The sequence below is a fragment of the Pseudomonas sp. GL_093 genome, from assembly GCF_057837605.1.
This window is the reverse complement of sequence record NZ_CM174448.1, coordinates 658,633-671,973: the sequence shown is the minus strand read 5'-3', so window position 1 is coordinate 671,973 and position 13,341 is coordinate 658,633. Positions and strand designations below refer to the sequence as shown.

At 60.3% G+C, this 13,341-nt stretch carries 15 protein-coding genes; 8 read left to right on the top strand and 7 right to left on the bottom strand.

What is annotated here, in order from left to right; all coding sequences use genetic code 11:
• Nucleotides 1-22: 22 nt before the first annotated feature.
• The 3 genes from AC3IUE_RS02940 to AC3IUE_RS02930 all read right to left on the bottom strand — a co-directional run bounded on the left by AC3IUE_RS02940 (nt 23) and on the right by AC3IUE_RS02930 (nt 2,437).
• Nucleotides 23-1,036, bottom strand: coding sequence for an AI-2E family transporter (locus tag AC3IUE_RS02940; protein ID WP_046044793.1), 1,014 nt, complete (start codon nt 1,034-1,036; stop codon nt 23-25).
• A 236-nt stretch (nt 1,037-1,272) separates the two neighbouring features.
• The gene (locus tag AC3IUE_RS02935; RefSeq protein ID WP_046044794.1) at nt 1,273-1,578 is read right to left on the bottom strand and encodes a PsiF family protein; all 306 of its coding nucleotides are present in this window, start codon (nt 1,576-1,578) and stop codon (nt 1,273-1,275) included.
• 64 nt (nt 1,579-1,642) lie between these two features.
• The gene (locus AC3IUE_RS02930; RefSeq protein ID WP_461996833.1) at nt 1,643-2,437 is read right to left on the bottom strand and encodes an AraC family transcriptional regulator; all 795 of its coding nucleotides are present in this window, start codon (nt 2,435-2,437) and stop codon (nt 1,643-1,645) included.
• 96 nt (nt 2,438-2,533) lie between these two features.
• Between AC3IUE_RS02930 and AC3IUE_RS02925 the strand changes: the two genes are divergently transcribed.
• Nucleotides 2,534-3,421 (top strand): DMT family transporter, encoded by an 888-nt coding sequence (locus tag AC3IUE_RS02925; protein WP_489265447.1) that lies wholly within the window; start codon nt 2,534-2,536, stop codon nt 3,419-3,421.
• Between the two features lie 112 nt (nt 3,422-3,533).
• Here the strand turns inward: AC3IUE_RS02925 and AC3IUE_RS02920 are convergent, their stop codons facing one another.
• The 3 genes from AC3IUE_RS02920 to AC3IUE_RS02910 all read right to left on the bottom strand — a co-directional run bounded on the left by AC3IUE_RS02920 (nt 3,534) and on the right by AC3IUE_RS02910 (nt 5,478).
• The gene (locus AC3IUE_RS02920) at nt 3,534-4,424 is read right to left on the bottom strand and encodes an alpha/beta fold hydrolase (RefSeq protein WP_489265445.1); all 891 of its coding nucleotides are present in this window, start codon (nt 4,422-4,424) and stop codon (nt 3,534-3,536) included.
• A gap of 109 nt (nt 4,425-4,533) precedes the next feature.
• On the bottom strand, nt 4,534-4,839 hold the full coding sequence (locus AC3IUE_RS02915) for a DMT family transporter (protein ID WP_008157366.1): 306 nt from the start codon (nt 4,837-4,839) through the stop codon (nt 4,534-4,536).
• Nucleotides 4,840-5,478, bottom strand: coding sequence for an FMN-dependent NADH-azoreductase (locus tag AC3IUE_RS02910; protein ID WP_489265442.1), 639 nt, complete (start codon nt 5,476-5,478; stop codon nt 4,840-4,842).
• A gap of 110 nt (nt 5,479-5,588) precedes the next feature.
• Between AC3IUE_RS02910 and AC3IUE_RS02905 the strand changes: the two genes are divergently transcribed.
• Nucleotides 5,589-6,545, top strand: a complete 957-nt coding sequence (locus AC3IUE_RS02905) for a LysR substrate-binding domain-containing protein (protein ID WP_489265440.1) — start codon at nt 5,589-5,591, stop codon at nt 6,543-6,545.
• Between the two features lie 129 nt (nt 6,546-6,674).
• Here the strand turns inward: AC3IUE_RS02905 and AC3IUE_RS02900 are convergent, their stop codons facing one another.
• On the bottom strand, nt 6,675-8,750 hold the full coding sequence (locus AC3IUE_RS02900; RefSeq protein WP_489265438.1) for an AsmA family protein: 2,076 nt from the start codon (nt 8,748-8,750) through the stop codon (nt 6,675-6,677).
• A 373-nt stretch (nt 8,751-9,123) separates the two neighbouring features.
• On the opposite strand from AC3IUE_RS02900, the gene AC3IUE_RS02895 reads away from it, so the two are divergent.
• From AC3IUE_RS02895 to AC3IUE_RS02870, 6 genes are all read left to right on the top strand, one after another.
• On the top strand, nt 9,124-9,678 hold the full coding sequence (locus tag AC3IUE_RS02895) for a WD40 repeat domain-containing protein (RefSeq protein WP_080932502.1): 555 nt from the start codon (nt 9,124-9,126) through the stop codon (nt 9,676-9,678).
• A 156-nt stretch (nt 9,679-9,834) separates the two neighbouring features.
• Nucleotides 9,835-10,467, top strand: coding sequence for a TetR family transcriptional regulator (locus tag AC3IUE_RS02890; protein ID WP_046044801.1), 633 nt, complete (start codon nt 9,835-9,837; stop codon nt 10,465-10,467).
• Nucleotides 10,468-10,739: 272 nt separating this feature from the next.
• Nucleotides 10,740-11,240, top strand: a complete 501-nt coding sequence (gene ureE, locus AC3IUE_RS02885) for an urease accessory protein UreE (RefSeq protein ID WP_056746299.1) — start codon at nt 10,740-10,742, stop codon at nt 11,238-11,240.
• Nucleotides 11,237-11,911: an urease accessory protein UreF gene (locus tag AC3IUE_RS02880; RefSeq protein WP_046044803.1), complete on the top strand. Its 675-nt coding sequence runs from the start codon at nt 11,237-11,239 to the stop codon at nt 11,909-11,911. Before ureE ends, AC3IUE_RS02880 begins: the two co-directional genes overlap by 4 nt.
• Before the next feature lie 37 nt (nt 11,912-11,948).
• Entirely contained in the window at nt 11,949-12,563 is a 615-nt protein-coding gene (gene ureG / locus AC3IUE_RS02875) for an urease accessory protein UreG (RefSeq protein WP_008157381.1), read from the top strand.
• Between the two features lie 35 nt (nt 12,564-12,598).
• On the top strand, nt 12,599-13,171 hold the full coding sequence (locus AC3IUE_RS02870; protein ID WP_489265434.1) for a HupE/UreJ family protein: 573 nt from the start codon (nt 12,599-12,601) through the stop codon (nt 13,169-13,171).
• The last annotated feature ends 170 nt before the right edge of the window (nt 13,172-13,341 follow it).

Genomic DNA, 13,341 nt, shown 5'->3' with positions numbered 1-13,341 from the left:
TCAGGCAATACACATCACCTGATCAAACCATCCCCACCTGCTTCAACTCACTCTTCAGGTACGCGTAATAAATCGGCCCCGCCACCACCCCCGGCAGACCGAACGCGGCCTCGAACACCAGCATTGCCAGCAGCAACTCCCACGACTTGGCACTGATCTGCCCGCCAACGATGCGCGCGTTGAGAAAGTATTCGAGCTTGTGGATAAAAATCAGGTACCCCAGCGCCGCCACGGCCACCCAGATCGACAGCGACAGTCCGACGATGGTGATCAGGGTGTTCGACATCAGGTTGCCGATCACCGGCAACAAGCCGAGCAGGAAGGTCAGCACGATCAGGGTTTTGGTCAGCGGCAGCTTGATGCCGAACATCGGCAGGACCACCACCAGGAAAATCCCGGTGAAGAAGGTGTTGAGCAGGGAAATCTTGATTTGGGCGAACACGATGTTGCGAAACGCCTGGACCAGCAGGTGCAAGCGGTCGAACAGCGCGGCGGCCAATGGCCTGCGCTTGGTCACGTCCGGCACGCGTTGCAAGGCAATGATCGCCCCCAGCACCATGCCGATCAGCAGCGTCACAAACATGTGCGCCGCGTCCTTGCCCACCAGCTGCAAGTCGCTGAGGTGCTTGCTCACCCACTCGCCAATCGCCACGCGGAACTCGGCGGCACTGGCGGGCAGATAGGCGTCGATGAACGGCGGCAGTTGCCCGCGCGCCCGATCAACCACACCCATGAATTTGTCGAGAGAAGCGCCGGGGTTTTCCGCTTCATGCAGCAGAAAGCTGAAGGCACCGGCAAAGATCAGCGTCAACACACTGACCACCAGCGTCCCCAACAACGCCACCGCCAGCCAGCGCGCACGCCGACCTTCGATCAGGCGCTGCAATTGCGGGGTGAGCATGTTGACCAGTTCGAACACCAGCAGCCCGGCCAGCAAACTCGGCAGTAATCGCAACGGGATCACCAGCAACAAACCACCAAAGATGATGACCCAACTGATTGACAATAAGACTTGGCGTTCAGAAAACGTTGGCATACAGCCTCAAAACGAACGGCGTAAAAGGATTGGCAGTCTGCCAGCGTTCCGATGCCAGCACTAGGGATTGTGTAGGTCGACCTTGGTCGCAATGGTGGCGGATTTTTGCAATGTCCTTGCCGGCCTCTTCGCGAGCAAGCCCGCTCCCACATTTGCCCTGCGTACACAGATCCATTGTGGGAGCGAGCCTGCTCGCGAAGAGGTCCTCGCCGCCCCCACATATCCCGCTCCAATGTTTATTTTTTCTTCAGGCAATCGCTCATGAAGGTTTTGCGCGCATCGCCCTTGAGCGCCTTAGTGGCGGCATCGGCGTTGCAGGTTTTCATTTTCTCTTGCTGAGGCGTCAGGGGTTTGGCAGCCTCGGCGGCGGGTGCAGCCTTGAGGCAATTGCTCATGAAGGCTTTGCGTTCGTCTCCCTTGAGGGTTTTCGCGGTAGCGTCAGCATTGCAGGTGGTCATCTTGTTCTGTTGCTCGGTGGCGGCAAAGCCCTGGGCGCAGAGCAGCAAACCGATCATCAACAAAGGGACACGCAACATCTTCATGGAGTTTTCTCCTTGTTGCCGCACCGACGAGCACGGCCTCGCTCTGGAGTGTAGACAACACCTGTTACACCTTCCTGCTCTCAAGGTGGCTGCGTCGATACTGTTCCGGCGTGCACTCCGCCTGGCGTTGAAACATCGCGATAAACGCTGAGCCGGTGCTGTAGCCCATGTCGAACGCGATCTCCTGAATGCTGCGATGGCTGTCCAACGCTTCGATCGCCGCCAGAAACCGCAACCGCTGCCGCCACTCGCCAAAGCTCATGCCCAACTCACGCACGAACCGCCGCGCCAGGGTGCGCTCGCTGACATGGATCTGCGCAGCCCACTCCGACAAGGGCCGGTTATCACCGGGCTCGGCCTGCAAGGCTTCGAGTATCCCGAGCAAGCCGGGGCTGCTGGCGTAGGGCAAATAACATTTATGCACCGGCGCCTGTTGCAGCTGATCCACCAACACCTGAGCGAGACGTTTGTCGGCTTCGTACTCCGGAATCTTCACATCCCGGGCAGCGAAGTCTTTGAGGATCGCTTTGAGGATGTCGCTGATGGCCAGGGTGCAGGCCTGTTGCGGCAGGTCGTGGCACATCATCGGCGCCAGGCAGACCGCACGATAGTTGATTGGCTGATGGCTATAGAAGCTGTGCTCGGCCTGCGGCGGCACCCACACCGCGTATTGCGGCGGTGACATGAAGCGGCTGCCACCGATTTCCATGTGTAATACACCGTGGGCCGAATACTCCAGCGTGCCCCATGGGTGACGGTGCGCCGAGGCATAACGATGCGCATCAAAATCGGCATAACGGAAGTACACCGGGGCAGGCAGTTCGCTGAAGTCGAGCAGATCGATGTGTTTACTGTTCATGCTGTCCGTCATCAGGGGCAGGTTGTCTGGATTGAAGTATAGGCTTGTATCCAGACAGGCGATAATCACCCCTCATTAATGTTCTGGTTTTCTCTGATGCAATACGCTTATCCCCTGCTGGCCATTTTCATCTGGGCCGGCAACACCGTGATCACCAAAATGTCGGCCGGGGCGATCTTCCCTGCCGAGATCGGTTTTTACCGCTGGCTGCTTGCCGGACTGCTGTTCACACCCTTCATGCTCAAACCGGTGATCGCCCATTGGCCAGCGATCCGCCCGAACCTGGGCAAGATCTTTGTGCTCGGCGTGCTCGGCATGGCTGTTTACCAAAGCCTGGCGTACTTCGCGGCGAGCCTGACCTCGGCCACCAACATGGGCATCATCCTGTCGCTGATGCCGTTGATGTCACTGGCCATGGCGATCATCAGCCTCGGCCAGCGCCTGACCATCGGCGCACTGGCCGGTGCGGTGCTGTCGTTCGCGGGGGTTTTGGTGGTCGTCTCATCCGGCAGCCTTGGCGCGCTGCTCGAACACGGGGTGAACCTGGGTGACGCAATGATGCTGATCGCCACCCTGGCCTACGCGATCTACAGCACGCTGCTGAAAAAGTGGCAGCTGCGTTTACCGCCGCTGGTGTTGCTGTATTTGCAGGTATGGGTGGCGGTGGCGGTGCTGTTTCCGATGTTCCTCGCGTCACCGAAGATCGGCCCGACGCTGCAGAACATTCCGCTGGTGCTTTACGCCTGCTTGTTGGCCTCGATGGTTGCGCCATTGGCATGGATGCAGGCCGTGGTGCGTCTGGGTCCGAGCCGGACTACGTTGTTTTTTAATTTGCTGCCGTTGATTACTGCGCTGATTGCGGCGGTGGTGCTGCATGAGCAGTTGGCGATGTATCACCTGGTCGGCGGGATGTTGACGTTGGGTGGGGTGATTCTTTCGGAGCGCTGGACCACGGTGTTGGGCCGTAAGGTCACGGTTGCCTGATCTGACGCCTTCGCGAGCAGGCTCGCTCCCACATTTTGGAATGCATTGCCCCGGTGGGAGCGAGCCGGCTCCGGGCGGCGTTCCGACGATGAACGATAACTCGGTCTGGAAGCTAAACCCCGGCGGCTTTCAATCGGGCAGCATGCTCGACAAACAACCGGACCGGCTCCGCGCCCTTGCCCACCAAACCCAGCGACTGATTGACGATGTCGAAGTGATCCATCGGATACTCGTCACCAATCACTGTCCCCAGATGCGAGCTGTAACGCCCGACCATCCCGTCGCAATGCCCGACCTCCCGAACGAAGGTTCTGGCAAACAACCGGCAGCTGCGGTTGGTCCCATCAAACAGGTTTCGCCCGCGATTGGTCTTGCCCGGTTGCAAGGTCCCGGACCAGGAGTAATACCGCACGCCATTGACCTCTTCCGGCCCATGCCCGCCCCAGGTTTCAGGCAAACCCTGTGGATAACGCTGGTTGAACAGCGCCACGCCTTCAGTCGTCAGTGAATGATGGGAGGCATGGATATCCACCGGCAATTTCGGCCCGTGATAACCAGTTTCCAGCAGGCTCATCAGCGCACTGATCCAGCGCAGTAAAACGCTGAGCAAACGCCCCTTGGCGCTGTCTCCCGGATAGTGTTTGTGCAGGTAATCCGCCAGTTCCGAGCCGTGATTGGGGCCTGCCACCGAGGTGACCGAAGCGACCCGGTCCGGGCGTTTGGCCGCGGCATAGCGGGCGGTCAGCGCCCCTTGGCTGTGGCCGATCAGGTTGACTTTCTCGGCCCCGGTTTCCCGCAGGATTTCCTCGATCCGCGCCAGCAGTTGCTCGCCGCGCACTTCGCAGGAGTTGATCGGCGAGACCTGCACCGCAATCACCGTCGCCCCACCCCGGCGCAACGCCGAGATGATCCCGTACCAGTATGGATAGAGCAGCAGACGGATAAACCCGAGCATTCCCGGGACCAGCACCAACGGGTAACGCGTGGCGGAACCTTGCGACATGGGCGAACGTCCTTGTGATCGGTGAGGTGACGCAAGGCTGAAAGCAAGACATCAGCCAAGCATCGGCATCGAAGATGACAACTCGACGACCAGTCTATGACATCGCGCCCTACTTCAGCCCCACCACCCCCGCAACGATCAATCCCACCGACACCAGTTTGACCGCCGTCAGGCTTTCGCCGAGCAGCGCAAACCCGAGAAACACCGTGCCGAGGGAGCCGATGGCGGTCCAGATCGGGTAAGCGATGCTCACCGGCAACTCGCGCATGGCCAGGGTCAGGAAGTAGATCCCGCCCACCGCGGCCACCACGGTGATCATCGACGGCCAGAGCCGGGTGAAGCCCTCGGCGTACTTCATGCCCATGGCAAAGGTGACTTCGAAGCCGGCGGCGATCAGCAAAAACAACCAGGCCATCTAGAACTCCCTGGCCAGCGCCCGCAAACGCTGCTCGGCCTCAGCGGCGGAGATCTGGAAGGTGCGCGCCTCGGATTCTTCGCCTTCGGCGGCCACGACCGTAATGTCGGTGATGCCGATGAACCCCAACGCCGTTCGCAACAACGGATCGGCATGGTTCATCGCCTCAAGTTCTCCACCGGGCCCGAAACCGAACCCGCCGCGACTGGTGACGATCAACGCCTTTTTGCCCTGCACCAGCGGCTCGTATTGGGCCACGCCATTGTCCAGGGTGTGATTGAAGGTCAATCCGAGTCGCACAATCTGATCGATCCAGGCCTTGAGGCCGCTGGGCACGCTGAAGTTGTGCATCGGCGTGGAGATCACCAGCAGATCGTGGCCGAGCAATTCCCCCACCAGCTCATCGCTGAACGCCAGGTCGGCCTGCATCGACAGCGGCCGCGCATCGGGCTCGGGGTAAAACGCGGCAGCCACAAAAGCCTCATTGACCGGCGGAATCAACGCCCGACCGACTTCGCGACGGGTAAGGTGCGACTGAGGATTGGCCGCCTGCCAGGCGGAAAGAAACACCTCTGCCAGGCGTCGGGAGTGAGAACGGTCGCCACGGGGGCTGGCATGTACGGCAAGAACTGTGCTCATCTGAATCTCCTGAAGGACTAAACTCAAACTGCTTGTGGCTTGCAGCTTGAAGCGCGTAGCCGCCCCTCTTCAAATGAGCAAAAATCAGTCTGGATGAATTGATTTCATCCATGGAGCTTTCAATGTTTGCCTCGCTGCCGCTGACCGCCCTGCGCGCCTTTGAATCCGCCTCGCGCCTGCTGAGCTTCAAGGCTGCCGCCGAAGAACTCTCGGTGACGCCGACGGCGGTTTCCCATCAGATTCGTTCACTGGAGACCTGGCTCGGTGTGCCGTTATTCGAGCGACTGCCACGGCAAGTTCGCCTGACGGACTGCGGTGAACGGTTATTCCACAGCTTGCACGGCGCCTTGCTGGAAGTGGCGCAAAGCGTCGATACCTTGCGCCCGCAACGCAGCGGCGCGAGCCTGACGATCTCCACCACCGCGGCTTTCGCTGCGTTGTGGCTAGTGCCCCGGCTGGGCCGGTTCTATGCCCGGCACCCGAACATCAGCCTGCGGCTCGATACCCATTGCGAAGTCATCGATTTGCATCAGGACGCCAGCGTCGATCTGGTCGTGCGCTACAGCCTCGATGATTACCCGAACCTTTATGGCCTGTGTCTGTTCGACGAATCCTTCGGCGTCTATGGCTCGCCCGAGCAAGTCGCCCTGGCCGCCAGCCGAACGCCGACGCTGATCAGCGTGCGCTGGCACAACTCCAAACTGTACGCCCACGGTTGGGAGGCCTGGTGCGCACAGTCCGGCGAGACCTGGCTTGCGGGGCAGCCAGCGGTCCGTGAATACGACGAAGAGCATTACGCCCTGCAAGCGGCGATTGCCGGGCAAGGGCTGGTGCTGGCGAGCAATATTCTGGTGTCCGAGAGCGTGGCCAGTGGTTTGCTGGTGGCTTACAAGGGTGAGGTTCAGGTCGATGGTGCCGGTTACGCGGCACTGTGCGTGCCGGGGCGCGAACGGCATCCGCCAGTGCGAGCGTTTTTTGCATGGCTGCAGGAGGAAGCAGCGTTATCAGGGCTATTGCCAAAATCGCGGCCTTCGGCAGCGCCTATGAGAGAACGCACTCCAAGGTAAGACATCCTGAATGATATGTAGCGCCTGCTGAACCGCCATCGCGAGCAAGCTCGCTCCCACACTGGACCTGTGTTCTCAGACTAATGTGGGAGCGAGCCTGCTCGCGATGGCGTCCTTATAGGTACCGGATTACTTGGTGGGTTTGACGGTGACTGGCGCCTTGCCGGCCTTCATCTGCTCCAGCAACGGCGCGCACTGATTCGGTTCGCCACCGCTCGGCGCCACCAGCGCCAGCAACCCCGCCGCCGGCGCCGCAATCACGCCCAACGCCACCATCCCCGCCCCGCGCAGTATCAGCGGCACAGCCTTCACACCCGCATCAGGCTTGATGAACTTACCCCGCACGTACAGCGGCGAACGCAGCGATATCAACCGCCAGCCCTTGGATTCCGGGCTGATGGTCAGGTCCAGTTGCTCAGTCGCCATGTTGGCCGTGCCATCGATGTAGATAATCGCGTTCTCGGTATCGAAGACGAACAGGCGCGTGGTCGCCAGTCCAGTCTTGATGTCGAAGTCGGCGGCAGCGCAATTGATCTTCACTTCCTTGTCGCCAAAGATCTTGCCCACCACGTAGTTGCCGACGTTGAGCCCTGCCAGCTCCATCAACTCGCGGCTGATAGCGCCATCGTTAATCAGCATCTTCAGATTGCCATTGGCGGTGCCCAGCAGTTTGGCCACCGAGTTGCCACGACCGGTGATGTCGGCATCGCCATTCAGCTCGCCGAAACTGGTTTTCATCGGCTCAAAGGTCGGGAACAACTGCTTGAGTTTGAACTTGCGTGCGGTGAGCTTGGCCCGGCCCTCCAACGGTTCGGTTCGGCCATTGAGGCGAATCTGAGCATCCAGGTTGCCGCCGGCCACGCCGAAGCGCAGGGGTTCAAGGCTGAGCACGCCGTCAGTGAGTATCAGGTGGGTGTAGAGATCGTTGAACGGCAGTTTTTCGCTGTGGACAATGCGCTTGCCGGTGAACTCGACGTCGGCGTCCATATCGCGCCAGCGCTCGGTTTTGAACTCTTCGACCGGCAACACCTTGTCTGCAGGCTGCTTGCTTTCGCCTCCACGGGCCTTTTGTTTGGCGTTGGAATCGGCACCGATCAGCGGGGCCAGGTCGGCAAACAGCAGTTGATTGGAAACCAGCGAGCCGCTCAGCTTCGGGCGCGGCTGACTGGCGACATAGGCCAGGCTGCCATGGATGTCGCTCTGACCGATCTTGCCGTTGAATTCTTCGTAACGGAACACCGCGCCATCCGCTTCATGCAGCTTGGCGATCAAGTGCCCGTCAGTCTCGTACGGCGGTGTGTCCGGCAGGGTTACGCCGGTCAGCGGGTAGAGATTGCCCAGGCTCGTGCCGGCCAGTTTCAGGCGCAAGTCCAGGGCGCCGAGGTTCAGTGGATCGGTGAGGGTGCCGGCCAGGTCGACACTGGTGTCGGCGATTTTCGCTTGTGCCTGAAGCGGGAACGGTCTGGCCGCGTCCTGCAACGCCAGCAGGCCGCCGATCTTGCCTTCGCCCGCGAGTTTCTGGCCGTGGTACTGGCCTTTGACCTTCAGCGCGAACGCATAATCCTGCGGCGCAGCGCCCTTCTCCGACGCGGTTTTCGCCGCTTTATCACCGACGATGTCGCTGAACGGAATCGGTTTGCCCAGCGGGTCGATGATCAAGTCGAGCTGAGTCTTCAGGCTCTGGTCGTCGAGGATGACGTGGCCTTTGTCGAAGCCGATCGCACCGATGTCCACCACCCAGCTTGAAGGCTCGGCGTTCGGGTCTTTCGGATCGAATTTAAAGGTCCAGTTGGCTCGACCATCGGCCAGGCGCTGGAGATCGGCATTCGGTTCGGTCAGGTCAATACGCGGGATCACCACGCGCTGCGCCAATAAGGCCAAGGGCGAGATGCGCAACTCAACGCGTTTGAGGGTGACCATCTGCGGCTTCTTCGACCAGTCCGGATTGCCCAGGCTCAAATCCTCCGCCACCACATGCGGCCACGGCACCCACGCGCGCCAGCCGCCCTCGTCGGGTTCGCGCTGCCAGACCACCGCGAGGTTGCCGTTGATGGCGAACGGGCGGTGCAGCTCTTCGGAAACTTTGGCATTAAGCGGTGGTTTGATCCGGTTCCAATCGAAGAACGCGATGATCAGAACCAATACGGCCAGCAGGACAACAAGGCTGGCGAGGGTCCAGGTAAACATTTTACGAGTGCGCGTCATTGCACAGGGCTCCTGATACGACTGAGCGCCCTGACTGCGACGCACGTTTGAAACGTTAGGCCAGAACCGGCCTGCCATGGAGTCTAGGACTGGGAAATGGCGCGCAGGTTTAACCGAAATTCCGCTTAACGCTCAAATAATCGGTCGGCGACAGGATGCGTTACCGGACCCGCACTTTTGCAAGGCGCGAGTGAGTGGAAAATACCCATCTCAGCGCAAAAACGTCCGGCGGAAACGCCCGATTTAGAGCCGTTTCACGGAACAATCAATTCCGTTGATTATTACCATTGCGTTTATGAACTTTTATATCGACTTATCGAGAGTAGCATTGCCCTCGTACCCACTTTATCGCCCTCCCTCGGAGCACCCAATCATGAAACGCCAATTACTGTTTAGCCTTACCCTCTCAATGCTGGCCAGCACAGCTTTCGCCCTGCCAGCTGCTGACCAGGCGACCCCACAAGTCAAATCCACCCACTCGGTATTCAGCCAAACCGTCGCCGAAGGTGGCAATGATCGCCTGAAAGAAAAAGGCCTGATCACCCAGGATGGCTCGGACCGTACTCCACAAGGTCAAACCTTGGCTGCTGATGGTTCCGACCGCACTCCACAAGGTCAGACCCTGGCTGCTGACGGTTCCGATCGCACTCCACAGGGTCAAACCCTGGCTGCTGATGGTTCTGATCGCACTCCACAAGGCCAAACCCTGGCTGCTGACGGTTCCGATCGTACTCCACAAGGTCAAACTCTGGCTGCTGACGGTTCCGATCGCACTCCACAAGGTCAAACCCTGGCTGCTGACGGTTCCGATCGCACTCCACAAGGTCAAACCCTGGCTGCTGATGGTTCCGATCGCACTCCACAAGGTCAAACTCTGGCTGAAGGTGGTGGTGACCGTGTCATCGAACGCAACAGCGCTTTGAGCTGAGCCCATGGCGGCCCTGAAAAAAAGCCCAATCCTCGGATTGGGCTTTTGACGTTATAGATGCCTCACTTCCCTGCTTGATCCCCCGATAGTCATTCGACGCCGGCAAAGCCGATTTGCTAGAGTGCGCCGCTGTCTTATCCAGAAAACACCCTTGCGATGCTGCCCCGCGCCGAACAGAAACAACAGACCCGCAACGCCCTGATGGACGCTGCCCGCCACTTGATGGAATGCGGCCGAGGATTCGGCAGCCTGAGCCTGCGCGAAGTCGCCAGAACCGCCGGGATCGTGCCCACCGGTTTCTACCGGCATTTCGCCGATATGGATGAACTGGGCCTGGTACTGGTGAGTGAAGTCGGTCAAACCTTCCGCGAAACCATTCGCCTGGTGCGCCACAACGAGTTCGTCATGGGCGGCATCATCGACGCCTCGGTGCGGATCTTTCTCGACGTGGTCACGGCCAATCGCTCGCAGTTCCTGTTTCTCGCACGCGAGCAGTACGGCGGTTCGCTGCCAGTGCGGCTGGCCATCGGCCGTTTGCGCGAAGACATCAGCTCGGACCTGGCGGCCGACTTGTCCTTGATGCCGAAACTGCAACACCTGGACATCGCTGGCCTGAGCGTCATGGCTGATCTGATTGTTAAAAGCGTGTTTGCAACCTTGCCGGACATCATTGATCCGCCGGCACAGGCATTGCCCGAGCATCTGACGCCGCAGGCGAAAATCACTCAGCAATTGCGCTTTATCTTTATCGGCCTGAAGCATTGGCAAGGCCTCGGTAGTACTGAGTAATAACCCCCCCTGTGGGAGCAAGCTTGCTCGCGATGGCGGCCCCACAGTCGACATTGAAGTAACTGACCCACCGCAATCGCGAGCAAGCTCGCTCCCACAAAAAAAACCTCGCCTCTACTTGGTGCAGCCGAAATAGGCGCGCACCAAATTCATCCAAATCGCCGCAGCGTCCTGAAGCACTTGCTGAGCTCCGACAGGCATTTCCTACTCTCAGCTCGATTGGCAAGCCCCTTGCTCTAGCCTAAGCATTGTCCATTGCTGGAAGCCTTCCGATGCTGGTGATTCATCGCAGAATCGACCCTCAACCCGTCTGGGCCGCCGAGTTGCACCTGACCTTCGAAGCCCGGAGCAAAAGCCGTTTGCGCTGTTTCAGTGCCGAGGGTGAAGACGTCGGATTGTTTTTGGAGCGCGGTCAGCCACCCCTGTATGACGGTGAGTGCCTGCAAGCCGAAGACGGGCGCATCGTCCGCGTCTGCGCTCGGGCCGAACACCTGCTGCACGTCACCTGCGCCAATGCTTTCGAACTGACTCGCGCCGCCTATCACCTCGGCAACCGCCATGTCGCCCTGCAAATTGGCGATGGCTGGTTGCGCCTGCTCGACGACTACGTGCTCAAGGCCATGCTCGAACAGCTTGATGCCAAGGTCGAGAACATCGAAGCGCCGTTCCAGCCGGAACACGGCGCCTACGGTGGCGGCCACCACCATTCGCGCCACGGCGATGAAGACTTCAACTACCCGCCGAAACTGCACCAGTTCGGCGTGCGGCTATGAACCCAGCCTGGGCGCTGTTGCGCCTGGCCAGTCCGCAACTGCCGATTGGCGGTTACAGCTATTCCCAAGGTCTGGAAATGGCTGTGGACAACGGCCGGGTGAATGATCCTGACAGCGCCCGTCGCTGGATCAGCGATCAGTTGCTGCTGAACCTGGCGCGTTTCGAAGCGCCGTTGCTGCTCGCCCATTGCGTGGCCGCCTCTGATGAAAACTGGGGTGAATTGCTGCAACGCTGCGAAGAACATCGCGCCAGCCGGGAAACCAGGGAGCTGCATCAGGAGAGCCGGCAGATGGGCTATTCGTTGCAGCAACTGCTCAACGGTTTGCCTGAGCTGGATGCATCGGCCCGCGCCTTTCTTGAACAACGTCCCGAGCCGCATCTGGCCCTCGGCTGGGCACTGGCCGCTCGCGCCTGGAATATCAGCCCGCAGGACGCACTCGCGGCGTGGCTCTGGAGTTGGCTGGAAAACCAACTGGCGGTGTTGATGAAAACCCTGCCATTGGGCCAGCAAGCCGCGCAACGCCTGACCAGCCAGTTGCTGCCGCTGCTGCAAGAGGCTCAGCAGAACGCCACCCGAATCAACCCCGAACACTATGGCAGCGCCGCTTTCGGCCTGTCCCTGGCGTGCATGGCCCATGAGCGCCAGTACAGCCGCCTGTTCCGTTCCTAGGGCCAGTTATTTTGGGCCTGTTATTTTGGAGAAGCACATGAACACACAACCTCTGCGCGTCGGCATCGGCGGCCCGGTCGGTTCCGGCAAAACTGCGCTGACTTTGGCCCTGTGCCTGGCGCTGCGCGACCGCTACAACCTGGCGGTGGTCACCAACGACATCTACACCCGTGAAGACGCCGACTTTCTGGTGCGCAACGAAGCCCTGGCGCCGGAGCGAATCATCGGCGTGGAAACCGGCGGCTGCCCGCACACGGCGATTCGCGAAGACGCCTCGATCAACCTCGAAGCCGTGGACCAACTGAACCGCCGCTTTCCAGGGCTGGACCTGATCCTTGTGGAGTCCGGTGGTGACAACCTGTCCGCCACCTTCAGCCCGGAACTGTCCGACCTGACCATCTACGTGATCGACGTCTCGGCCGGCGACAAGCTGCCGCGCAAGGGTGGGCCGGGGATCTGCAAATCGGATCTGCTGGTGATCAACAAAATCGACCTCGCGCCATTGGTGGGTGCGTCGCTGGAACTGATGGACAGCGACACCAAACGCATGCGCAACGGCAAGCCGTTCGTTTTCAGCAACCAGAAAACCGGACTCGGCCTGGAAGAAATCATCGCCTTCATCGAACGCCAGGGCCTGCTGACAGCGGCGTGAACACGATTAACTTTTATCAACAAGGAAGCTTATCCATGACACTTAAACGCATTCTGGGCGCCATGGCCCTGCTGCTGACCCCGACCATCGCCTTCGCCCACCCGGGGCATGGCGACAACGGTTTGATCGCCGGCATCAGCCACCCGATCGGAGGCCTCGATCACTTGCTGGCAATGGTTGCGGTCGGTTTGTGGGCGGCGCAGCAGAAAGGCGCTGCACGCTGGGCGCTGCCGTGCACATTCGTCGGCATCATGCTGATCGGCGGGTTGCTGGGGTTTGAAGGGCTGAACCTGCCGGCGCTGGAAAGCGGGATTGCGGCGTCGGTGCTGGCGCTGGGTCTGGCGGTGGCGTTGGCCGTGCGTCCGCCGTTGAGCCTCGCCGTTGCGGCAACCGCTTTGTTTGCGTTGTTCCACGGGGTGGCGCACGGGCTGGAGTTGCCGCAGATGTCGAGCCCTTGGGCGTATGCAGCGGGTTTTGTAGCGGCGACGGCTGCCTTGCATGGCTTGGGTTATGCCGTGGTGCGGGTGTTGCCGCAAGCGGCGGCGCCGTTGGTTCGACTGGCGGGTGCGGCCTCGGCGGCGACTGGCGTGTGGTTGTTGGCGAGCTAAGCCGACCATGATCGTTCCCACGCTCTGCGTGGGAATGCAGCCCGGGACGCTCCGCGTCCCTTTCGAAGCGGACGCGGAGCGTCCAACGAGGCATTCCCACGCAGAGCGTGGGAACGATCGACGCGTTCTCTCTGCTAACATGTCGCGCAATCAACCCTGCCGTGACGACG